Annotated in this window: 20 protein-coding genes; 12 read left to right on the top strand and 8 right to left on the bottom strand. The window is 48.2% G+C overall.

Annotated features, from left to right (window positions below):
- Positions 1–174 precede the first annotated feature (174 nt).
- The 8 genes from ftsB (at position 175) to rpoS (ending at position 6,436) form a co-directional block, all read left to right on the top strand.
- Positions 175–486, top strand: coding sequence for a cell division protein FtsB (gene ftsB, locus A7098_RS10940; RefSeq protein ID WP_000517479.1), 312 nt, complete (start codon positions 175–177; stop codon positions 484–486).
- Positions 487–504: 18 nt separating this feature from the next.
- A complete protein-coding gene (ispD, locus tag A7098_RS10935; protein ID WP_105280789.1) occupies positions 505–1,215 on the top strand; it encodes a 2-C-methyl-D-erythritol 4-phosphate cytidylyltransferase in 711 nt (236 codons plus the stop codon).
- Positions 1,215–1,694, top strand: a complete 480-nt coding sequence (gene ispF, locus A7098_RS10930) for a 2-C-methyl-D-erythritol 2,4-cyclodiphosphate synthase (protein ID WP_001219242.1) — start codon at positions 1,215–1,217, stop codon at positions 1,692–1,694. The genes ispD and ispF overlap by 1 nt, the downstream gene beginning before the upstream one ends.
- On the top strand, positions 1,691–2,740 hold the full coding sequence (gene truD, locus A7098_RS10925; RefSeq protein WP_000568937.1) for a tRNA pseudouridine(13) synthase TruD: 1,050 nt from the start codon (positions 1,691–1,693) through the stop codon (positions 2,738–2,740). The genes ispF and truD overlap by 4 nt, the downstream gene beginning before the upstream one ends.
- On the top strand, positions 2,721–3,482 hold the full coding sequence (gene surE / locus A7098_RS10920) for a 5'/3'-nucleotidase SurE (protein WP_032226071.1): 762 nt from the start codon (positions 2,721–2,723) through the stop codon (positions 3,480–3,482). The genes truD and surE overlap by 20 nt, the downstream gene beginning before the upstream one ends.
- Positions 3,476–4,102, top strand: coding sequence for a protein-L-isoaspartate O-methyltransferase (pcm, locus tag A7098_RS10915; RefSeq protein ID WP_000254703.1), 627 nt, complete (start codon positions 3,476–3,478; stop codon positions 4,100–4,102). Before surE ends, pcm begins: the two co-directional genes overlap by 7 nt.
- A 184-nt stretch (positions 4,103–4,286) precedes the next feature.
- Positions 4,287–5,381, top strand: a complete 1,095-nt coding sequence (gene nlpD / locus A7098_RS10910; protein WP_309245650.1) for a murein hydrolase activator NlpD — start codon at positions 4,287–4,289, stop codon at positions 5,379–5,381.
- Between the two features lie 62 nt (positions 5,382–5,443).
- Positions 5,444–6,436 carry an RNA polymerase sigma factor RpoS gene (gene rpoS / locus A7098_RS10905; protein ID WP_000081550.1) on the top strand — a complete coding sequence of 331 codons (993 nt, stop codon included), beginning with the start codon at positions 5,444–5,446 and terminating at the stop codon, positions 6,434–6,436.
- A 202-nt stretch (positions 6,437–6,638) separates the two neighbouring features.
- Here the strand turns inward: rpoS and pphB are convergent, their stop codons facing one another.
- Positions 6,639–7,295 carry a protein-serine/threonine phosphatase gene (gene pphB / locus A7098_RS10900; protein ID WP_105280787.1) on the bottom strand — a complete coding sequence of 219 codons (657 nt, stop codon included), beginning with the start codon at positions 7,293–7,295 and terminating at the stop codon, positions 6,639–6,641.
- A gap of 105 nt (positions 7,296–7,400) precedes the next feature.
- Positions 7,401–9,968, bottom strand: a complete 2,568-nt coding sequence (mutS, locus tag A7098_RS10895; RefSeq protein WP_105280809.1) for a DNA mismatch repair protein MutS — start codon at positions 9,966–9,968, stop codon at positions 7,401–7,403.
- Between the two features lie 831 nt (positions 9,969–10,799).
- Between mutS and A7098_RS10890 the strand changes: the two genes are divergently transcribed.
- Genes A7098_RS10890 through A7098_RS10880 form a run of 3 tightly spaced genes read left to right on the top strand, consistent with a single transcriptional unit; the run spans position 10,800 to position 13,977 of the window.
- Positions 10,800–12,143, top strand: coding sequence for a hypothetical protein (locus A7098_RS10890; RefSeq protein ID WP_105280786.1), 1,344 nt, complete (start codon positions 10,800–10,802; stop codon positions 12,141–12,143).
- A gap of 19 nt (positions 12,144–12,162) precedes the next feature.
- Positions 12,163–13,068 carry a DMT family transporter gene (locus A7098_RS10885; RefSeq protein WP_105280785.1) on the top strand — a complete coding sequence of 302 codons (906 nt, stop codon included), beginning with the start codon at positions 12,163–12,165 and terminating at the stop codon, positions 13,066–13,068.
- Positions 13,069–13,080: 12 nt separating this feature from the next.
- Positions 13,081–13,977, top strand: coding sequence for a hypothetical protein (locus A7098_RS10880; protein WP_105280784.1), 897 nt, complete (start codon positions 13,081–13,083; stop codon positions 13,975–13,977).
- Positions 13,978–14,057: 80 nt separating this feature from the next.
- On the opposite strand, the gene A7098_RS10875 is transcribed toward A7098_RS10880, so the two are convergent.
- Positions 14,058–14,942, bottom strand: coding sequence for a LysR family transcriptional regulator (locus A7098_RS10875; RefSeq protein WP_176251513.1), 885 nt, complete (start codon positions 14,940–14,942; stop codon positions 14,058–14,060).
- 923 nt (positions 14,943–15,865) lie between these two features.
- On the opposite strand from A7098_RS10875, the gene A7098_RS10870 reads away from it, so the two are divergent.
- Positions 15,866–16,219, top strand: coding sequence for a nitrous oxide-stimulated promoter family protein (locus tag A7098_RS10870; RefSeq protein WP_000015504.1), 354 nt, complete (start codon positions 15,866–15,868; stop codon positions 16,217–16,219).
- 38 nt (positions 16,220–16,257) lie between these two features.
- Here the strand turns inward: A7098_RS10870 and flhA are convergent, their stop codons facing one another.
- The 5 genes from flhA to hypB all read right to left on the bottom strand — a co-directional run bounded on the left by flhA (position 16,258) and on the right by hypB (position 21,673).
- Positions 16,258–18,336: a formate hydrogenlyase transcriptional activator FlhA gene (gene flhA / locus A7098_RS10865; protein ID WP_105280782.1), complete on the bottom strand. Its 2,079-nt coding sequence runs from the start codon at positions 18,334–18,336 to the stop codon at positions 16,258–16,260.
- 73 nt (positions 18,337–18,409) lie between these two features.
- A complete protein-coding gene (gene hypE, locus A7098_RS10860) occupies positions 18,410–19,420 on the bottom strand; it encodes a hydrogenase maturation carbamoyl dehydratase HypE (protein WP_001059917.1) in 1,011 nt (336 codons plus the stop codon).
- Complete coding sequence (gene hypD / locus A7098_RS10855) at positions 19,417–20,538, bottom strand: hydrogenase formation protein HypD (RefSeq protein WP_001212986.1); 1,122 nt, start codon at positions 20,536–20,538, stop codon at positions 19,417–19,419. Before hypD ends, hypE begins: the two co-directional genes overlap by 4 nt.
- Positions 20,538–20,810 carry a hydrogenase 3 maturation protein HypC gene (hypC, locus tag A7098_RS10850; protein ID WP_032226063.1) on the bottom strand — a complete coding sequence of 91 codons (273 nt, stop codon included), beginning with the start codon at positions 20,808–20,810 and terminating at the stop codon, positions 20,538–20,540. The genes hypD and hypC overlap by 1 nt, the downstream gene beginning before the upstream one ends.
- Positions 20,801–21,673, bottom strand: coding sequence for a hydrogenase nickel incorporation protein HypB (hypB, locus tag A7098_RS10845; RefSeq protein WP_105280781.1), 873 nt, complete (start codon positions 21,671–21,673; stop codon positions 20,801–20,803). The genes hypC and hypB overlap by 10 nt, the downstream gene beginning before the upstream one ends.
- Positions 21,674–21,675 lie beyond the last annotated feature (2 nt).

Raw genomic sequence — 21,675 nt, 5'->3', positions numbered from 1 at the left:
TCTGTTCATAATTCAAACCGTAACCAATAATGAGATTATGTTCCGCACGCCCTGGGTATACGTAACAATGGACAAATGTGGTACATTTGCCCGCGTTGTCGCGGTATCCCCAACAGAGGATGTAGAGTCGTCTTCGGATGTATGGGATGAAGATGCCGTTTTTCAGGGGGCAGGATGGGTAAACTAACGCTGCTGTTGCTGGCTATTCTGGTCTGGCTACAGTATTCGCTGTGGTTCGGTAAGAACGGTATACATGACTATACCCGCGTCAATAATGATGTGGCGGCACAGCAAGCTACAAACGCGAAACTTAAAGCGCGAAACGATCAGCTTTTTGCCGAAATTGACGATCTCAATGGCGGTCAGGAGGCGCTCGAAGAACGAGCGCGTAATGAACTCAGCATGACCAGGCCGGGCGAAACTTTCTATCGTCTGGTGCCTGACGCGTCGAAACGCGCACAGTCTGCGGGGCAAAACAATCGATAAATCAGCCCAGGAATTAACATGGCAACCACTCATTTGGATGTTTGCGCCGTGGTTCCGGCGGCCGGATTTGGCCGCCGAATGCAAACGGAATGTCCTAAGCAATATCTCTCAATCGGTAATCAAACCATTCTTGAACACTCGGTGCATGCGCTGCTGGCGCATCCCCGGGTGACACGTGTCGTCATTGCTATAAGCCCTGGCGATAGTCGTTTTGCACAACTTCCTCTGGCAAATCATCCGCAGATCACCGTTGTTGACGGTGGTGAAGAGCGTGCTAATTCCGTGCTGGCAGGTCTGAAAGCCACTGGCGACACGCAGTGGGTATTGGTGCATGACGCCGCTCGCCCTTGTCTGCATCAGGATGACCTTGCGCGTCTGTTGGCGTTGAGCGAAACCAGCCGCACGGGGGGCATTCTCGCTGCGCCGGTGCGTGATACCATGAAACGTGCCGAACCGGGCAAAAATGCCATTGCTCATACTGTTGATCGCAACGGCCTATGGCACGCGTTGACGCCGCAATTTTTCCCTCGTGAGCTGTTATATGACTGCCTGACGCGTGCATTAAATGAAGGCGCTACCATTACCGATGAAGCCTCGGCGCTGGAATACTGCGGTTTTCATCCGCAGCTGGTCGAAGGCCGTGCGGATAACATTAAAGTCACGCGCCCGGAAGATTTGGCGCTTGCCGAATTTTACCTCACCCGAACCATCCATCAGGAGAATACATAATGCGAATTGGACACGGATTTGACGTACACGCCTTTGGCGGCGAAGGCCCAATTATCATTGGTGGTGTGCGCATCCCTTACGAAAAAGGGCTGCTGGCGCATTCTGATGGCGACGTGGCGCTCCATGCGTTGACCGATGCATTGCTTGGTGCAGCGGCGCTGGGGGATATCGGCAAACTGTTTCCGGATACCGATCCGGCATTTAAAGGAGCAGACAGCCGCGAGCTACTGCGTGAAGCCTGGCGACGCATTCAGGCGAAGGGGTATACCCTCGGCAACGTCGATGTCACTATCATCGCTCAGGCACCGAAAATGCTGCCGCACATCCCACAAATGCGCGTGTTTATTGCCGAAGATCTCGGCTGCCATATGGATGATGTTAACGTGAAAGCCACTACTACGGAAAAACTCGGATTTACCGGCCGTGGGGAAGGGATTGCCTGTGAAGCGGTGGCGCTACTCATTAAGGCAACAAAATGATTGAGTTTGATAATCTCACTTACCTCCACGGTAAACCGCAAGGCACCGGGCTGCTGAAAGCCAACCCGGAAGATTTTGTGGTGGTGGAAGATTTAGGCTTTGAGCCTGATGGTGAAGGTGAGCATATTCTGGTGCGCATTCTTAAAAACGGCTGCAATACCCGTTTTGTGGCTGACGCGTTGGCGAAATTCCTGAAAATTCATGCGCGTGAAGTCAGCTTCGCCGGGCAGAAAGACAAACATGCAGTGACGGAACAGTGGTTATGCGCTCGCGTTCCTGGCAAAGAGATGCCCGATCTGAGCGCGTTTCAACTGGAAGGTTGTCAGGTGCTGGAGTATGCGCGCCACAAGCGTAAACTGCGTTTAGGGGCACTGAAAGGCAACGCCTTTACCCTGGTACTACGCGAAGTGAGCAATCGCGATGACGTTGAACAACGTCTGATCGATATTTGCGTAAAAGGTGTACCGAACTACTTTGGCGCGCAGCGTTTCGGTATTGGCGGTAGTAACTTGCAGGGCGCGCTGCGCTGGGCGCAAACCAATACTCCGGTACGCGATCGCAATAAACGCAGTTTTTGGTTGTCGGCAGCACGTAGTGCGTTGTTTAATCAGATTGTTGCTGAGCGCCTCAAAAAAGCAGAAGTTAATCAAGTTGTTGACGGCGATGCGCTACAATTAGCCGGGCGCGGCAGTTGGTTTGTTGCAACTCACGAAGAACTGGCGGAATTACAGCGTCGCGTCAACGATAAAGAGCTGATGATTACCGCAGCTTTGCCCGGTAGCGGCGAGTGGGGAACCCAACGTGAGGCTCTGGCATTCGAACAAGCGGCGATAGCCGACGAAACTGAATTACAAGCTTTGCTGCTGCGCGAAAAAGTTGAAGCCGCGCGCAGAGCGATGCTGTTATATCCACAACAATTAAGCTGGAACTGGTGGGATGACGTCACCGTAGAAATCCGTTTCTGGCTTCCGGCGGGAAGTTTTGCGACCAGCGTTGTCAGGGAACTTATCAACACAACAGGTGATTATGCGCATATTGCTGAGTAATGATGACGGGGTACATGCACCCGGTATACAAACGCTGGCGAAAGCCTTGCGTGAGTTTGCTGATGTTCAGGTGGTTGCCCCCGATCGTAACCGCAGCGGCGCTTCAAATTCCCTGACGCTGGAATCCTCCCTGCGAACGTTTACCTTTGAAAATGGTGATATCGCTGTGCAAATGGGAACCCCGACCGACTGCGTCTATCTTGGCGTGAACGCACTAATGCGTCCACGTCCGGATATTGTGGTTTCGGGCATTAACGCCGGCCCCAATCTGGGGGATGATGTTATCTATTCCGGTACGGTAGCCGCCGCGATGGAAGGCCGTCATTTAGGTTTTCCGGCGCTGGCTGTCTCGCTTGATGGACATAAACATTATGACACTGCTGCGGCGGTAACGTGTTCCATTTTGCGCGCACTGTGTAAAGAGCCGCTGCGTACCGGGCGTATTCTCAATATTAACGTACCGGATTTACCACTGGAGCAGATTAAAGGTATCCGTGTCACTCGCTGCGGTACACGACATCCGGCAGATCAGGTGATCCCGCAGCAAGATCCGCGCGGCAATACGCTGTACTGGATTGGCCCACCGGGCGGTAAATGTGATGCCGGTCCGGGGACCGATTTTGCTGCGGTAGATGAGGGCTATGTCTCCATCACGCCGCTGCATGTGGATTTAACTGCGCATAGCGCGCAAGATGTGGTTTCAGACTGGTTAAACAGCGTGGGAGTTGGCACGCAATGGTAAGCAGACGCGTACAAGCACTTCTGGATCAATTACGTGCGCAAGGTATTCAGGATGAGCAGGTGCTGAATGCACTCGCCGCCGTGCCGCGTGAAAAATTCATTGATGAAGCGTTTGAACAAAAGGCCTGGGATAATATCGCGTTGCCGATAGGTCAGGGGCAGACAATTTCGCAGCCATATATGGTGGCGCGAATGACCGAATTACTTGAACTGACGCCGCAGTCGCGGGTGCTGGAAATCGGCACTGGTTCGGGATATCAAACGGCAATCCTGGCGCATCTTGTCCAGCATGTATGTTCGGTCGAACGGATTAAAGGCTTGCAGTGGCAGGCGCGTCGTCGCCTGAAAAATCTTGATTTACATAATGTTTCAACCCGTCACGGCGATGGATGGCAAGGTTGGCAAGCACGTGCGCCGTTTGACGCTATCATTGTAACGGCGGCACCGCCCGAAATTCCTACTGCGCTAATGACGCAACTGGATGAAGGCGGGATTCTCGTCTTGCCGGTCGGGGAAGAGCACCAGTATTTGAAACGGGTGCGTCGTCGTGGGGGCGAATTTATTATCGATACCGTAGAGGCCGTGCGCTTTGTCCCCTTAGTGAAGGGGGAGCTGGCTTGAATTGCGAGGAAATACCTGGAATTTTCCTGGTTATTTTGCAGCAAGTCAGCGTATCGTGAACATCTTTTCCAGTGTTCAGTAGGGTGCCTTGCACGGTAATTATGTCACTGGTTATTAATCAATTTTTCCTGGGGGATAAATGAGCGCGGGAAGCCCAAAATTCACCGTTCGCCGTATTGCGGCTTTGTCACTGGTTTCGCTATGGCTGGCTGGCTGTTCTGACACATCGAATCCACCGGCACCGGTCAGTTCCGTTAATGGTAATGCGCCTGCAAATACCAATTCAGGTATGTTGATTACGCCACCGCCGAAAATGGGAACGACATCTACAGCGCAGCAACCGCAAATTCAGCCGGTACAGCAGCCACAAATTCAGTCTACGCAACAACCACAAATCCAACCGGTACAGCCTGTCGCTCAGCAACCGGTGCAAATGGAAAATGGGCGTATCGTCTACAACCGTCAGTACGGGAATATTCCGAAAGGCAGTTATAGCGGCAGTACCTATACCGTGAAAAAAGGCGACACACTTTTCTATATCGCCTGGATCACCGGCAACGATTTCCGTGACCTCGCTCAGCGCAATAATATTCAGGCACCATACGCGTTGAACGTCGGTCAGACCTTGCAGGTTGGCAACGCCTCCGGTACGCCGATTACTGGCGGAAATGCCATTACCCAGGCGGATGCAGCAGAGCAAGGAGTTGTGATCAAGCCTGCACAAAATTCCACCGTTGCTGTTGCGTCGCAACCGACAATTACGTATTCTGAGTCTTCGGGTGAACAGAGTGCTAACAAAATGTTGCCGAACAACAAGCCAACTGCGACCACGGTCACAGCGCCTGTAACGGTGCCAACAGCAAGCACAACCGAGCCGACTGTCAGCAGTACATCAACCAGCACGCCTATCTCCACCTGGCGCTGGCCAACTGAGGGCAAAGTGATTGAAACCTTTGGCGCTTCTGAGGGGGGCAATAAGGGGATTGATATCGCCGGTAGCAAAGGACAGGCAATTACCGCGACCGCAGATGGCCGCGTTGTTTATGCCGGTAATGCGCTGCGCGGTTACGGTAATCTGATTATCATCAAACATAATGATGATTACCTGAGTGCCTACGCCCATAACGACACAATGCTGGTCCGGGAACAACAAGAAGTGAAGGTGGGGCAAAAAATAGCAACCATGGGTAGCACCGGAACCAGTTCAACACGCTTGCATTTTGAAATTCGTTACAAGGGGAAATCCGTAAACCCGCTGCGTTATTTACCGCAGCGATAATTCGGCGGAACCAGGCTGTTGCTTGAGCGTTCCGTCAAGGGATCACGGGTAGGAGCCACCTTATGAGTCAGAATACGCTGAAAGTTCATGATTTAAATGAAGATGCGGAATTTGATGAGAACGGAGTTGAGGTTTTTGACGAAAAGGCCTTAGTAGAAGAGGAACCCAGTGATAACGATTTGGCCGAAGAGGAACTGTTATCGCAGGGTGCCACACAGCGTGTGTTGGACGCGACTCAGCTTTACCTTGGTGAGATTGGTTATTCGCCACTGTTAACGGCCGAAGAAGAAGTTTATTTTGCGCGTCGCGCACTGCGTGGAGATGTTGCCTCCCGCCGCCGGATGATTGAGAGTAACTTACGTCTGGTGGTAAAAATTGCCCGCCGTTATGGCAATCGTGGTCTGGCTTTGCTGGATCTTATCGAAGAGGGCAACCTGGGGCTTATCCGCGCGGTTGAGAAGTTTGACCCGGAACGTGGTTTCCGCTTCTCAACATACGCAACCTGGTGGATTCGCCAGACGATCGAACGGGCGATTATGAACCAAACCCGTACTATTCGTTTGCCGATTCACATCGTAAAGGAGCTGAACGTTTACCTGCGAACCGCACGTGAGTTGTCCCATAAACTGGACCACGAACCGAGTGCGGAAGAGATCGCAGAGCAACTGGATAAGCCAGTTGATGACGTCAGCCGTATGCTTCGTCTTAACGAGCGCATTACCTCGGTAGACACCCCTCTGGGCGGTGATTCCGAAAAAGCGTTGCTGGACATTCTGGCCGATGAAAAAGAGAACGGTCCGGAAGACACCACGCAAGATGACGATATGAAACAAAGCATCGTCAAATGGCTGTTCGAGCTGAACGCCAAACAGCGTGAAGTGCTGGCACGTCGATTCGGTTTGCTGGGGTACGAAGCGGCAACACTGGAAGATGTAGGTCGTGAAATTGGCCTCACTCGTGAACGTGTTCGCCAGATTCAGGTTGAAGGCCTGCGCCGTCTGCGTGAGATTTTGCAGACTCAGGGGCTGAATATCGAGGCGCTGTTCCGCGAATAAGCAAGCATCTGTCAGAAAGGCCAGTCTCAAGTGAGGCTGGCCTTTTTCTTTTGTATGACTTGTCCTGAATAGCGTTGATGGTGACGCCAGCTCCTGACAGTAAACTGGTGTGCGAAACCCGATGTCTTTATGAAGAAATTCATGACCGATATTGGCAATAGCGGATCTGAACCAGAGATGATCCTTATCCTGACTGGATTAATTATTTAATTTTATAAAACGATAACCGTCCGCTTTTCGGCGATCCGGTATCAATATAAATCTGGTTAGCGAATGTCTGAATGTTATCAAACATCATATGTCCAAATATAAAATAATCAGCACCGTTTATTTTTTGTAACTCGCCATTAAGCGTCCTCTGCACGCGATCAACAGACCAGAGTAATTCGCTTTCCGCGATTTCTTTGCCAAAGTGATATTCATTACCCGGATAATCTGCATGTGCGATGACATATTTTATAAAATCGTTACTCAATTCGATAATATGCGGGAGATGATGAAATCTCAGTAACAGATCTATTGCTTCTTTTTTCTCTGAATCATTTAAATCAAAGAACCAGTCACCGCCGCTGGCTAACCACATATTGCCATCACCAGTCGCGAATGCATCAAGTGCCATCGCTTCATGGTTACCTTTCACGGAGGTAAACCAGGGCTGATTTAACAGGTGTAGCACATTAAGACTCTCCGACCCACGATCAATATTATCGCCTGTGGAAATAAGTAAGTCTGTTTCGTGACAAAAAGATAATTCATGCAAACGGGATTGTAATAATTGATAGTCACCATGAATATCACCAACAGCCCATATATGGCGATAGTGATGAGTATCAATTTTTTGATAGCGTGTTGATGGCATGATTTTACCCTGTAAAATAATCTCTACTATTATACAGGGTATTTTTATTAGATTCGTCAGTTGTCGTTAATATTCCCGATAGTAAAAGGCTATCGGGAATTATTTTTACACCAGACTCTTCAAGCGATAAATCCACTCCAGCGCCTGACGCGGAGTCAGTGAATCTGGATCGAGATTTTCCAGTGCTTCGACCGCTGGCGAGGTTTCTTCCGGCACAGAAAGTAGTGACATTTGCGTACCATCTACCTGTGTAGCGGCAGCATTCGGCGAAATGCTTTCCAGCTCACGCAGTTTCTGTCGCGCACGTTTGATCACCTCTTTCGGTACACCTGCCAGCGCAGCAACCGCCAGACCGTAGCTCTTACTCGCCGCGCCGTCCTGTACGCTGTGCATAAAGGCGATAGTGTCTCCGTGCTCCAGCGCATCGAGATGCACGTTGGCGACGCCTTCCATTTTCTCCGGCAGTTGAGTCAGCTCGAAGTAATGGGTAGCAAACAGCGTCAACGCTTTAATTTTATTCGCCAGATTTTCGGCACATGCCCACGCCAGCGACAGGCCATCGTAAGTCGACGTTCCGCGCCCAATCTCATCCATCAATACCAGACTATACTCGGTGGCGTTATGCAGAATATTAGCGGTTTCGGTCATCTCCACCATAAAGGTTGAACGTCCGGAAGCCAGATCATCCGCTGCGCCAACACGGGTGAAGATGCGATCGATCGGTCCAATCTCGACTTTTTGTGCCGGTACGTAACTGCCAATATACGCCATCAGCGCAATCAACGCGGTCTGGCGCATATAGGTACTTTTACCGCCCATGTTCGGACCGGTGATGATCAACATCCGTCGCTGCGGTGACAGGTTCAGCGGGTTAGCAATAAACGGCTCATTCAGCACCTGTTCAACCACCGGATGGCGACCTTCGGTAATACGAATGCCGGGTTTATCGATAAAGGTCGGGCAGGTGTAGTTCAGGGTATATGCGCGTTCTGCCAGATTTACCAGCACGTCCAGTTCTGCCAGCGCACTCGCACTCTGTTGTAACGCTTCCAGATGCGGCAGTAGCAGGTCGAACAACTCTTCATAAAGCTGTTTTTCCAGCGTCAGTGCTTTACCTTTTGAAGTCAGTACCTTGTCTTCGTACTCTTTCAGCTCCGGAATAATGTAACGTTCGGCGTTTTTCAGTGTCTGGCGGCGCATATAGTTAATTGGCGCCAGATGACTTTGCCCACGGCTGATTTGAATGTAGTAGCCGTGCACCGCATTAAAGCCGACTTTCAGCGTGTCCAGACCGGTACGTTCACGTTCGCGGATTTCCAGACGCTCCAGATAATCGGTCGCACCGTCAGCCAGCGCACGCCACTCATCCAGCTCTTCGTTATAGCCTGGAGCGATGACGCCACCGTCGCGCACCAGCACCGGTGGCGTGTCGATGATTGCTCGCTCCAGCAGGTCGCGCAGTTCGGCAAATTCGCCCATTTTTTCACGCAGCGCCTGTACTGGTGCACTATCGACATTTTCTAGCTGTGCACGCAGTTCTGGCAGTTGCTGGAAGGCATGACGCATACGAGCAAGGTCGCGCGGGCGAGCGGTACGCAACGCCAGGCGTGCCAGAATACGCTCCAGATCGCCGACCTGCCGGAGTACCGGCTGTAACTCGGCGGTGAAATCCTGCAATGCGCCAATAGTTTGCTGACGCTCAAGCAACACACGGGTGTCGCGCACCGGCATATGCAGCCAGCGTTTCAGCATACGGCTACCCATCGGCGTGACGGTGCAATCGAGCACGGAAGCCAATGTATTTTCCGCGCCGCCCGCCAGATTCTGGGTAATTTCCAGGTTACGACGCGTCGCAGCATCCATAATGATGCTGTCCTGCTCACGTTCCATAGTGATAGAGCGAATATGCGGCAGGGTCGTGCGTTGGGTATCTTTCGCATACTGTAACAGACAACCGGCAGCACAAAGCCCACGAGGCGCGTTCTCGACGCCAAAACCGACCAGATCGCGGGTGCCAAATTGCAGGTTCAACTGCTGGCGCGCGGTGTCGATTTCAAACTCCCACAGCGGACGACGGCGCAGGCCGCGACGACCTTCAATCAGCGACATCTCGGCGAAATCTTCTGCATACAACAGTTCAGCCGGATTGGTGCGTTGCAGCTCTGCTGCCATCGTTTCGCGGTCAGCCGGTTCGCTCAGACGAAAACGACCGGAGCTGATATCCAGCGTCGCGTAACCGAAACCTTTGCTGTCCTGCCAGATAGCCGCCAGCAGATTGTCCTGACGCTCCTGTAGCAGGGCTTCATCGCTGATCGTGCCCGGCGTGACGATACGGACAACTTTGCGCTCAACCGGCCCTTTGCTGGTAGCCGGATCGCCGATTTGTTCACAAATCGCAACCGACTCACCTTGATTCACCAGTTTGGCGAGATAGTTTTCCACTGCATGGTAGGGAATACCCGCCATCGGGATCGGCTCGCCCGCAGATGCGCCGCGTTTAGTCAGTGAAATATCCAGCAGCTGCGATGCTCGTTTTGCGTCGTCATAAAACAGCTCGTAAAAGTCACCCATCCGGTAGAACAGCAGGATCTCAGGATGCTGGGCTTTCAGCTTGAGGTACTGCTGCATCATGGGCGTATGGTCTGAGAGATCCTTGTCGATAGACTCTTTCATATTGATTTTACTCATTTTTTTAAGTCTTGCGGCTACCCATGTGCCCCATGTGAAACCGCTTTAAACCCATATAAATCGATAAATTTGTGTATACCAGAAGCATACTGGTATGTAGTTGGCACATACTCTGACTTGCTGGTATACATATTATATAAATGACACTTTTTCAGCCGATTATAATCAATAAGTTATCTATCGACGTGAAATCAAAACTCGACCAGAAAGAGCGAGTTGTCTACTTACCTAATCCTGATCGAAAGCTGTATCTTATCACTGACAACCGCAGGTATTCATCCGTGGGTTTTTGTATCAAAATCAGGTCACCCCAAAACGACCTGTATCATCAACGACGGGGGCAAGACGTCGAAACAGGTTATCAGATCTATGATTGGCAATGTTTGAGATTTTGCCAGCAATGAACGGGCGCGCGAGACTGCTCGCAAATTTGTTGAAACTATGAAATTTATCAGACGAAATCCGAATGCAGTAAAGCGAAAAACAGAGGCTTCTGAGCTAACGCTCAGTGAAGTTTTGCGCAATACGGAAGCCATCTTATAGGCAGATTGAAACCGGTAAAGCCCAACACACTGGATATGCTAAATAAAGCCCAAAAACGCCTGAAAAGGTAAAACAGTCAATTTGTTATTGATGAATGTTTTAGTCTCTGTGTATTTTACTCCTATATACACTTTATTTTAGAACTTTCAAGATAATCGCTATTGATAATGTCAATATCGGTATTGATATTATTTAATATCGCTCTTCCTATTCATTTAATATATTTATTAAAAGGATATAAGTTGAAACAACTAACGATAACGGAGTAAGTTGATGACAAGTAAAAACACCCCCACAGAAATAGAAGAAATCGAAATAAGCAATTCAGAAATGTTCCTATGCGACTTGGAAAAAAATATCAATTCTGAAAACAGTACCTCACCAATTTCCGATTACACTAGAGTTCTGAAATATCTGCGCAAAGAAGTACAGAAGGTAACAACTCAACGAGAAGAAATAGAATTTGCAATGCTTTTTAAAGAAAAATTGGCAGAATTTTCAAAACGCTATAATTTACCAGAAGATCATTTTTCAATTGACATCAGTGGTTCACAGTTTTTAGTTAAAGAATATGGAGGGGAACATCTCATTTCAACTACCCATTTTGAGAATGGCGCATATTTTAGTCATCCACATGCTGACCATCAGATGGAACTAAAGGCTGAGCAGATTCCTAAAATAAGGATAGGTCAATACGTTCGTTTTGGTAGAAATGCATCAGTTAATGCTGGCGGCGATATCACTATTGGCATTGGTGTATGGTTATCACCAGGAAGCCAACTTCTTCGGCAGAATCATGATCCCTACGGTCGTCCATCTGTAGGAGCCAGAACTGTTGCAATGACAACACTACCAGCTATAACCCTCTCTGATTATGCATGGGTTGGTAGAGAGGCTATGGTTGGATGGGCTGCAGACTATATTGGTAAAGCAAGCATTATTGCAACGAGAACGTTTGTAAACACATGGGTAGGAGATTATTCAGTTGTTGGAGACAGAGGGAAGGTTTTGCAATATATGCCATTTAAAGCATATTTACTGGAGCATAAAAAACTATCATTCAAAGAAATATTGATGATTGATGACTGGGTTTCTGTCGATGAAGAGTGGTTACGTTATTATCGGAATGAAGTTGAAGGTAATATCATAGGCCACATGTTACATGAAACAATACAACTAAATAATAAAGATGGTGTTTTAATTATTAATCCACCTGATGCCAATGGTCTTGCTGATTTTACTAAACAGAAGCTGGATATAATCTCAACTGAACGAAATATTTGTCCTTCTGTATTACAATGGTGTTTGGATAATGATTGCTATAATGTTCGATTTAGAGGGGATTTTAATCTCTTCTCATTACCCTTCTTGACTGGAGGCAGTGCTCATTATCGTAGAAAAACGGGATATTCTCTTATAATTTGCCACCTTTCTACTAAAGAAATTAATGATAAGTTAATGAATGAGATCATGCGAGTGGCTGCGCCAGATGCTAAAATAATTTTGCAACAAGAAGCATATAAATTAATTTGTGAGTCATTGACTTCAGAATGTTTATATGGGGAATTTGTTTTTAATCGGGAAATTTTTATGGTGAAAAATCATATGTTATGTTAGAGAAAAAAGGATAAAAATAATGCCTTATATAATGTTATCTCTAGCGGCTATATTCTGGGGCGGTAATTATGTTGTTGGTAAGATTATGGTGGTTAATATGAACCCTATTCTGTTATCAGAATTAAGGTGGCTACTTACCAGTATAATCCTTGTTGCATTTAATTTTATAGCAATTAAGAAAAATTATAATTTAATAATTCGCAATAAAAAATCCATTATACTATTGGCTATATTAGGGCAAGTAATGTTCCCAGTGGCATTATATATTGGATTGCAATACACAACTTCATTAAATGCCGCTATATACTTATCATCCACTCCAGGATTGGTTCTTGCATTTAACTGGATATTTTTTAGGGATTACATATCAAAATCAAATGTTGCTGGTGTTATAATTAGTACGCTAGGTGTTGCTTGGTTAGTTACAAAAGGTGATATAACAAATCTACAATCTTTAGAAAAAATTAATCGCGGTGACTATTGGACTATGATTTCCGCAGTTAGTTGGGCGATCTATTGTTTTTTCCTTAGAAAGAAACCGAAAGAAATTTCTGGAAATGTATTTGTAACTGCGTGTGCGGTGGTTGGTGCTATTGTGTTAATACCGTTTAGTTTAATTAGCTTGATTCACAATGGTGCATTAATAAAGTTCGATTCTGATTTTTATAACGTTATTGGTATGGCATATCTGGTTATTTTTCCATCCTGGCTGTCATATCTATTTTGGAGTAAAGGTATATCAATAATTGGTGCTACCAGGGGAGAGATTTTTACGCATTTAATCCCATTATCGGCAGGGGTACTAAGTGTCATATTTCTTAAAGTAAATTTAGCACAATATCATGTGATAAGTATTATGGCGATATGCATAGGCGTTTTCCTTTGCTCTCGCCATGGAAAGAAGCCGCAGAGTAAAATTTCATAAAAGGGGATTTATATGAAATCACTTATCGACTGCACTATTAATGGGAATAGGTCTGTTATCCTCCAAAAAAAACATTGCAGTGAGGAATGTGTATATTTAATAAAGAATACATCAAGTTATGATCTTCTTTGTAAAAGTATTGAACAAGATATTTCTATATCTTCCTTAATGGATAAATTACCTGATATAAAACGTATACAACAAGAAAACATAAAAACTAACATATATAACATCCCGATGAAGCCAGCTGATGATAGAAATGTTTTTGTCAGTTCTTTTGGTCGGACACATAATACGTTGAATGGGTTACCTGCTGGAAATAGAGAGCTGGATTGGTTTTTTAAAGGAAATGGTACTACGTTACGAACTACAGGTGAACGTATAATCCTTCCTATGCAGTCTTTCTCAGGAGGTATTGAGGTCGAATATGTATTAGTCATTATAATAACAAACAACGGAAGGCCAAAGGTGGTTGGATATACAATAGCTAATGACTTCTCTGATGTTGGAATGAGGAAAATACATCCCAACTTAGCTAATCTATCGAAGTTGATGAGCACAGGAATCGGGCATGAGTTAATATTAACTGATAAAATACCAGAACATTCAAAAGTGGTCTGTAAGGTTGTACGTGAAGGTTCAGATATATGGCGGAAAGAAAGTGTACTCGGATTCGAAAATATGAGACATACCCAAAGCCAACTAATGGATATTTTATTTGGCAGTGACTTATTAAAATCTCCTGTTTATTCTGTTCATTATTTATTACTGGGGGCATCAATTAGTACCGATAAAGCTGGGGTTGAGTTACGTCATGGAGACACTATCATAATTGAAACTATAGAAGATGAGCTTCTTCTGCATAATTCTTATGAAGAAGAAGCTGTTATATATTCATGTTGCTCGTAAATGCCCAAAATTAGGGTTTGCATTTTGTGGCGGTAATAAATATCGCCACAATTAATTATTTAATTCACTTGTGGAAATTTTTATTTGATCTCGTTTGAGTATTTTATCTCCCTGAAATAATCTTTGATAATACTAACCAATGATAGAACGAAATGATGTTGCGAGTCTTTTGCATAAGATAACACGGTATTAAATGGTGTAAACCCTCCTGAAATGTTGTGAATTTTTACAGAGTCTCTATACATAGGTGATGTGGCTAAAGTTTTGGGGACCATTGAAATACCTTTGTCTTTAGCCACGCCGGTAAAAAGAACAGAATAGGAACCACACTCTATAATCTTTTTAGGCTTAAATCCAGCGGTAGAAAATAGGATATTAAGATTTCTGGATGATGCACTCCTTTTACTATTTACCAGGAAGACACTATCTTTGAGTTCAGATAGATGTGTTATATCCCTTCTTTCCCGAGAGGATATAATGACCATATCGTCAGAAAATAGATGGACATGATAGTTATTTTCTGCAACTATGCCCGCTCCAGTAATAACAATGTCCAGATCTCTGCTTTGTAGTCTTTCTGCTAATTCTAAAGAATTGCCTAGTGTTATATCAATATCTATTTTTTTATCACTAGCCCTATCAAGAATGGCATGTAAATGTTCAGCCGACAGGCTTGAAATACTGCCTAGCTTAATTTCACGATAAGTATTATCTGTATGTAGTTTACCTTCAAGTTCGTCAATCAGTGACAAAATTTTCTGAGCATAGTCATATAATAATCGTCCTTGTAAAGTAGGGAATACGCCGTCGTTCCGTCGTTCCAGGAGTGAAACTCCAACCTTACTTTCTAATTGTTTCAGACGTAATGAAATACTGGACTGAGTTCTGTATAAAAATCGTGCAGCTTGAGTGACACTGCCGGTATCAACTGTAGCCATAAAAGCCTTTAATTCAGAAATTTCCACATTTAGTCTCTCAATATAAATAGATTTCCAGTGCTGCCGGCGGTTTTTCATATGCGTCTATAAGATTCTGTTATCTGCAGTACTCTTACAGATGCATCGCAATCGAATATTTGTCGATATGGATTACTTATAGTCCGTAAATAGAATCTAGAGTTGTCTCCTTGGTTTATCCTCTTCCTGTTGGTGCTTAATGTATTCCCATTGATTTTGCCCCGCCACCGCCGGACAGCATTTAGTATGCTTCAGTTAATGTTATCCATTGCTGCAAGGTTAAGCTATGTTGCTCTTAAATTTGGCTTTGGTATGAATCCGATATAGCCTTTTTCACAAATTGTTTAGACATGCCATTGATCTGCAGACCGCTAGCTGCTGTTGTGCTGGGGGGCAGATTTAGTTCTCTGGTGATATTTCTTTAATAATCTGTATATCAGATAGAATGAATCGTGATTATCGCATGGGTATTTTATATATTTTAAAAAATGATCTCCTTGAGGGGAGTTGAGGCTCTAAACGCAAAAATTATTCTCATTCTTTGTAGCTTCATTACATCCAGGAACATGATATAAAATTAAATTTTATTTATTAACATGCCGCTGCATCATCGGAGTATGGGCGTCGAAATTTTCTATTACACTCATGGAGTTAGATCCGGTTCCCTGATGTTAAATGTAGTGTGATGGTTTTTATTTTCGTTGTAATCACATAAGGCGCACATGATACCGGAGTTAATCATTTCAGGGGAAGACACGAAAGGTGAGTTCTTGATGTCGGTTCCGGGAAAAATGCTGCTTTGCAGCGTTTGCTTGTTGGCTGTGGAGAAGGGGCGCAACATTGTCTGGTTGAAGAAACCTTCTCCTTCAGAGCCATAGTCCCCTTTACATTTAAGTTGTAATATAAATGCACCTTAATAGTGTGGAGGCAGCATGTCCGGTAAGCGTATCTCTCGTGAAAAACTGACGATTAAAAGAATGATCGATCTTTATCAAGCGCAATGCCCGCAGGCGTCAGCGGAGCCGGGGCATTACGATGCGCTGTTTGCTTACGCGCAAAAGCGGCTGGATAAATGTGTGTTCGGCGAAGAGAAACCAGCCTGTAAGCAGTGTCCGGTTCACTGTTATCAGCCAGCAAAGCGTGAGGAGATGAAACAGATTATGCGTTGGGCGGGGCCGCGAATGCTGTGGCGTCATCCGATCTTAACCGTGCGTCATCTGATTGATGATAAGCGTCCGGTGCCGGAATTGCCGGAAAAATATCGCCCGAAGAAACCACGTGAATAGCGTGCCGGATAGATCTTCCTGTCCGGCACTCCAGACGATTAAACCAACGCCGCTTTATCAATTCCCAGCCGCTTCATCCGTGACAGCAGGGTGGTGCGTTTTAACCCCAGACGTTGCGCAGCGCCTTTCGGACCCGCGACTACGCCGTTCGTCTCTTTTAATACGCGAACAATCAGTTGATATTCATCTTCGCCTTCCTGAGCGACGACCGTTGCAGCAGGCGGCGTTTCGGGTTCTGGCAGTGAGATATCGGGTAAAGAGAGTTGTAGAACATTACCGCGAGTCAGCAGTACCGCACGCTCAATAACATTTTCCAGTTCGCGCACGTTACCCGGCCATTCCATGTTGCTCAATATGCGCAGTGTCTCGGCAGGAATGCTGTCGATATTGCGCCCCAGTCGGCGGGCAATTTTGAAGGTAAAGGCTTTCGCCAGCAGCGGAATATCTTCCGGGCGCTCGCGTAACGGCGGCAGGTGGATCGGGAAGACGTTCAGGCGGTAATAGAGATCGCTACGGAACTCGCGGTCGGCGACCATTTTTTTCAGATCGCGGTTAGTTGCGGCGATTAAACGCACGTCTGTCTGAATGATTTTGTTGCTGCCGAGGCGTTCAAACTCCTGCTCCTGCAATACGCGCAGCAACTTCGGCTGTAACTCCAGTGGCATATCGCCCACTTCATCGAGGAACAGAGAGCTTTTATCCGCCAGTTCAAAACGACCGATGCGCTGGGCGCTGGCACCGGTAAAGGCACCACGTTCATGACCAAACAGATCGCTTTCCAGTAATCCGGCAGGCATGGCGGCGCAGTTCATTTTCACCATGCGACGATTATTACGCCCACTGAGATTATGGATTACGCGGGCAATCAGCTCTTTACCCGTGCCAGTTTCACCGAGGATCAGAACGGTACTGTCGCTTTGCGCCACCATTTCAACTTGTTTAAGCACGCTGTACATGGCTTCGCTGCGACCAATAATCTCGCCAAATTCACTATCCACTTTGTTGAGTTGTTCCGTCAGGGCAAGGTTTTCATCAACCAGCCGCTCTTTCAGACGGTGGATTTCCTGGTAGGCGAGGGCATTATCGACGGCGATTGCCACTCGTTCGGCAATCTGGCGCAGCAAACTCAGGTTGGTGGTGGTAAATGTTTTCTCTTCGCACTGTGCCAGTTTCAGCACGCCCAGCATGGTATTGCCAGACATCAACGGCAGCAGGCACAGCGTCTGGATCTGGTTGCCCCAGGTATCGAACAACATGCGTTCGTAGGGGGCTAAATCATCCCGCTCGTGGAGATTAATCAGCAGCATCTCTTTGCTTTTAAATACGCGCTCGGTGAGGGTTCCGGCCTCATCAACTTCACTCTGTTCGTGAGTGGGATGCTGTTTATCGAGATAGTGAGTGGAGTAGACGTTGAGTTTGTTTTTGCGGTGGCTGCGTAAGACGATGCTGATATCGTCAATGTCGAAGTAGTAGTGGATCTCTTTCGCCACTTCGCTGACCAGTTCGTCCATGTCCAGGCGGGAGAGTACCGCATTGGTGATGGCAACCAGAATGCGGAAGTTATCCCGTTCCCGACATAACAGTTCGTAGTCGACATTGTTGATGATGCGACTCTGAATTTGCTCGGTGACAACAGAAACAATCTGCGTAAAGGTTTGCAGGCGATTGAACTCTTTTTCGCTCCACGGGCGATCGTCATAACGAATAAATTCACAGCCGCCAAAAATATGTCCTTCCGCTGCCTGTGGCATCAGGCAATAGTGACCAAATTTAGGGTATAGCCCGCTTGTGGCCAGTTGTGGCCAGGTTTCACAAAATTCTTCGTAGCTGCAATGCAGCGTATCAGGACGTGACAAAATGCTGCGCACCGGCCCATGTGCCAGAACGGTTTCGTCTTCGTATTTTATAGGGGGTTCTTTGTCACGCGACGCGTAATAAGTCGCACGTTGAGTCTGCGCTTGCCACAACACAATAGCCGCGTTGTCGGCGAGCGCAGAACGCTTTACCAGTTGCGAAAGAGCCTCACACAGCGAGGCCAGATCGGGCTGCTGCAATAGTGTCCGAGTGATGTCGAACAACCCTTGTTGCCCGAGATCACTCATCGGTGTATACGACATGTTGTTCTTCCAGGAAAGCACCGCTAAGCGGTGCAAAAGGTAAATGACAAATTATAGGAGCTTTAGATTTTTGTTAGCATATACGAGGCAGCGGTTCGGCGTGAGGTAGATCGAGAGTTCGTTTCACGCCATAAAGCCCTGCGAGACGAACACCTTTACGTTCCACCACTTCGCCAATTAACGCCGCATCCTGTCCTAGTGGATGGGAATGCAGCGCCGCCAACACTTGCTCAGCCGCGTTACGCTCTACGGCAATCACCAGCTTACCTTCGTTGGCAAAGTTGAGGGCGTCCAGCCCCAGCAGCTCACAAACGCCGCGCACGGCAGGTTTAACCGGTAGCGCAGCTTCTGAAAGTTCAATGCCGCAACCGCAGGCTGCCGCAAACTCATGAACCACCGCATTCACCCCACCACGGGTGGCATCGCGCAGCGCCTTCACGCCGGGAATGTCTCGCAGCGTTTGAATCAGCGGCGTCAGCACCGCGCAATCGCTGACCAGTTCGCCATCCAGCCCCAGTTGTTCGCGCAAGTTAAGGATAGTCGCACCGTGGTCGCCGAGCGTACCGCTAACCAGCAATACATCGCCGGCGGTCAGGGTTTGTGCACCCCAGTGAATATTTGCCGGGATCGCGCCCATGCCTGCGGTGTTGATAAACAGTTTATCTGCCGCCCCACGCTGCACCACTTTGGTATCGCCGGTGACAATAGCAATGCCAGCCGCACGGGCAGTTTCAGCCATGCTGGTGACCACGGCTTTCAGCGTCTCCATCGGCAATCCTTCTTCAAGGATAAATCCACAGGAGAGATAGCGTGGAATTGCGCCGCTGACCGCCACGTCATTCGCCGTGCCGCAAATCGCCAGCTTGCCAATATTGCCACCAGGAAAGAACAGCGGGTCAATGACGTAACTGTCGGTGGAAAAGGCCAGACGGTCGCCTTCCGCCACCAGTTGTGCCAGGTCAAGACGCGCCTGATCTTCCTGCTCTGCCAGCCACGGATTCGCAAAGGCTTCCATAAACAGGCTGTTGATTAATTGCTGCATCGCCTGGCCGCCGCTGCCGTGGGCGAGTTGGATATTATTCACGCTTCACTCTCCTGCTGACGATACTGATACCACGCGGCGCACGCTCCTTCAGAGGAGACCATCAGCGCGCCGAATGCGGTTTGAGGATTACAGGTGTTACCAAAAAGCGGGCATTGATGCGGCTTACATTTGCCCGTCAATACTTCGCCACAGCGCGCGCGTGGATCATCGCAAACCTGCTGCGGTGCCGGGCGGAAATGCGCTTCAGCGTCAAATCGCTGATAATCCGGCGTTAGATGCACGCCAGAAGATTCGATCACCCCAAGGCCACGCCATTCGCTATCGCCGTTAACACAGAACACGTCGGCTATCGCCTGTTGCGCCAGCAGGTTACCTGCGTCAGGCACCACTCGCCGGTACTGATTCTCTACTTTGCTGTGGGCCGCTATTTTCTGCTCTACCAGCATCACCACGCCTTGTAGTAGATCAAGTGGTTCGAAACCAGCGACCACCAGCGGACGATTAAAATCGCTGGCGATAAAATTATAGGCATCGGTGCCGATAACCATACTGACGTGGCCTGGCGCGAGGAACGCATCAATGCCATTGTCCGGTTGTTCCAGCAAACTGCGCAGCGTGGGGATAAGCGTAATGTGCTGGCAGAAGAAGTAAAAGTTCTGCACATCGCGGGCTTTCGCCTGTTGCAGAGTGATGGCGGTGGTCGGCATGGTGGTTTCAAACCCTAAGCCGAAGAACACCACTTTGCGGGTTGGGTTCTCCTGCGCCAGTTTCAATGCATCCATTGGCGAGTAGACGATGCGCACATCGGCACCGCGCGCTTTTGCCTGCAACAGTGACCCCTGTTTTCCAGGTACGCGCATGGCGTCGCCAAAGGTACAGAAAATCACTTCCGGATGGCTGGCAATCTCCACGCAGGTGTCGATTCTGCCCATCGGCAGTACACACACCGGGCAGCCCGGACCGTGGATAAACTCAACGTTTTCTGGCAGTAACTGATCGAGGCCGAATTTAAAAATGGCGTGGGTATGACCGCCACACACTTCCATAATGCGCAGAGGGCGTTCGGCAGTGTAAGAGAGATGTGAAGCACGTTCGCGCAGATGCTCAATTAACTGCATCACCTGTTCCGGCGCGCGATATTCATCAACAAAACGCATTATTTTTCCTCGCCATACAACAGCGCGCCGACATCCGGCTCAACGTCAAACATATTTCGTAATGCGTCGAGGGTATCGCGCGCTTCGGCTTCATTAATTACGCTCATGGCAAAGCCAACGTGAACCAGTACCCACTGACCCACGCGCGGCTGACCGTTTTCATCGCAGCTGCCGACTAACGTTAAGTCGACATCGCGCTGAATGCCGCAGACGTCGACTTTCGCCTGGTTGCCGTCAATGGTGCGAATCTGGCCGGGAACGCCTATGCACATCGCTGTGTCTCCAGCCAGTTCAGCCACTGGTCCATCCCTTCGCCGCTGGTGGCGGAAATGAGGATGATTTCAATTTCTGGATTGACTTCGCGGGCGCAGGCGATGCATTTCTCAACGTCGAAATTGAGATACGGCAGCAGGTCAACTTTGTTGAGCAGCATCAGCGAGGCGGCGGCAAACATATGCGGATATTTCAGCGGTTTGTCTTCGCCTTCGGTAACGGAAAGCACCGCAACTTTATGTTTTTCACCCAGATCGAAGCTGGCCGGGCATACGAGGTTGCCGACGTTTTCGATAAACAGAATACCGTTATCGTCCAGTGGCAGACGCGGCGCGGCGTCGGCGATCATCTGTGCGTCAAGATGGCAACCTTTACCGGTGTTCACCTGAATCGCTGGCGTGCCGGTAGCGCGAATACGTGCGGCATCGTTCACGGTTTGCTGGTCGCCTTCAATCACCGCGCACGGAACGCTGTTTTTCAGGCGCATTAAGGTTTCCGTCAGCAGCGTGGTTTTACCGGAACCGGGGCTGGATACCAGGTTGAGCACCAGTTGATTACGGGCAGCAAAACGCGCGCGGTTACGTTCAGCCAGGCGATTATTTTTGTCCAGCACGTCAATTTCGACTTCCAGCATCCGGCGCTGGCTCATGCCCGGCGCGTGTGTGCCTGCTTCGCCATGACCGTAATGCAGGTCGCCCTCTTCGGTCTGGCTGGGGGTAAATTCAGGCGCTTTAATGCCGGTGATTTTCATCTTCGGGCGTGCAGCCGGGGCAAAAGGCGCGCTACGAAACGCGGAATGAGGGTTATGTTCATCACCCTCGATATACAGGTTGCCTTCACCGCAACCGCATGTTGTACACATCG

The sequence above is a fragment of the Escherichia sp. MOD1-EC7011 genome (assembly GCF_002965005.1).
Classification (GTDB): Bacteria; Pseudomonadota; Gammaproteobacteria; order Enterobacterales; family Enterobacteriaceae; genus Escherichia; species Escherichia ruysiae.
Note: the sequence above shows the minus strand (reverse complement) of the source record. Positions and strands in the feature narration are given on the sequence as shown.

Bases quoted from the DNA above. Each gene is read 5' to 3' on its own strand.
- truD (WP_000568937.1), top strand. From the start codon at position 1,691: ATGATTGAGTTTGATAATCTCACTTACCTCCACGGTAAACCGCAAGGC.
- A7098_RS10885 (WP_105280785.1), top strand. From the start codon at position 12,163: ATGCCTTATATAATGTTATCTCTAGCGGCTATATTCTGGGGCGGTAAT.
- pcm (WP_000254703.1), top strand. From the start codon at position 3,476: ATGGTAAGCAGACGCGTACAAGCACTTCTGGATCAATTACGTGCGCAA.
- rpoS (WP_000081550.1), top strand. From the start codon at position 5,444: ATGAGTCAGAATACGCTGAAAGTTCATGATTTAAATGAAGATGCGGAA.
- A7098_RS10890 (WP_105280786.1), top strand. From the start codon at position 10,800: ATGACAAGTAAAAACACCCCCACAGAAATAGAAGAAATCGAAATAAGC.
- ispD (WP_105280789.1), top strand. From the start codon at position 505: ATGGCAACCACTCATTTGGATGTTTGCGCCGTGGTTCCGGCGGCCGGA.
- pphB (WP_105280787.1), bottom strand. From the start codon at position 7,295: ATGCCATCAACACGCTATCAAAAAATTGATACTCATCACTATCGCCAT.
- ispF (WP_001219242.1), top strand. From the start codon at position 1,215: ATGCGAATTGGACACGGATTTGACGTACACGCCTTTGGCGGCGAAGGC.
- A7098_RS10870 (WP_000015504.1), top strand. From the start codon at position 15,866: ATGTCCGGTAAGCGTATCTCTCGTGAAAAACTGACGATTAAAAGAATG.
- hypB (WP_105280781.1), bottom strand. From the start codon at position 21,673: ATGTGTACAACATGCGGTTGCGGTGAAGGCAACCTGTATATCGAGGGT.
- ftsB (WP_000517479.1), top strand. From the start codon at position 175: ATGGGTAAACTAACGCTGCTGTTGCTGGCTATTCTGGTCTGGCTACAG.
- flhA (WP_105280782.1), bottom strand. From the start codon at position 18,336: ATGTCGTATACACCGATGAGTGATCTCGGGCAACAAGGGTTGTTCGAC.
- A7098_RS10880 (WP_105280784.1), top strand. From the start codon at position 13,081: ATGAAATCACTTATCGACTGCACTATTAATGGGAATAGGTCTGTTATC.
- hypC (WP_032226063.1), bottom strand. From the start codon at position 20,810: ATGTGCATAGGCGTTCCCGGCCAGATTCGCACCATTGACGGCAACCAG.
- hypD (WP_001212986.1), bottom strand. From the start codon at position 20,538: ATGCGTTTTGTTGATGAATATCGCGCGCCGGAACAGGTGATGCAGTTA.
- mutS (WP_105280809.1), bottom strand. From the start codon at position 9,968: ATGAAAGAGTCTATCGACAAGGATCTCTCAGACCATACGCCCATGATG.
- surE (WP_032226071.1), top strand. From the start codon at position 2,721: ATGCGCATATTGCTGAGTAATGATGACGGGGTACATGCACCCGGTATA.